General features: G+C 45.3%; 1 protein-coding gene. It reads right to left on the bottom strand.

Translation table 11 applies throughout. The annotated features are described in order from the left end of the window. Positions 1-459 (bottom strand): putative Ig domain-containing protein (locus tag E4T79_RS10780; RefSeq protein WP_167752688.1); only part of this gene is annotated, 459 nt, incomplete at both ends.

Below are 459 nucleotides of genomic sequence, written 5' to 3' on the forward strand. Positions count from 1 at the left end.
AGCCATCGTTGTCATCGTCTGGGTCGGTGACATCTGGGATACCGTCGCTATCTGTATCACGTTGAACCTTAATCGTAACATCTTTTTCGGCAACAGGATTTCCAGCAGCGTCTTTCACAACCACTTTAACAGGGAAGTCGCGTTCTTCTTCATCTTTGCCCCAATCGCTTACAGTTGGGGTACCAGTGATCTTGCCAGTTGCTGGGTCATAGGTCAAGCCAGTTGGTAAACCAGTTACTTCAACGCTACCATTATTTGGTTTGTTTTCTACTGGGACATCGATTGGTTCAATTGGTTGTTTTTCAATAACTGTCTTATTTTCAAGATTGCCAACGCTCGCTGCTGGTTTACTGTTTGGATCTTTAGAATCTGTACCAGCTGCCTTTTCTTGATCATCTGTGTAGCCATCGTTGTCATCGTCTGGGTCGGTGACATCTGGGATACCGTCGCTATCTGTAT

This window comes from Streptococcus sp. LYSM12, assembly GCF_004569635.1.
In the GTDB taxonomy this organism is placed as follows: Bacteria; Bacillota; Bacilli; order Lactobacillales; family Streptococcaceae; genus Streptococcus.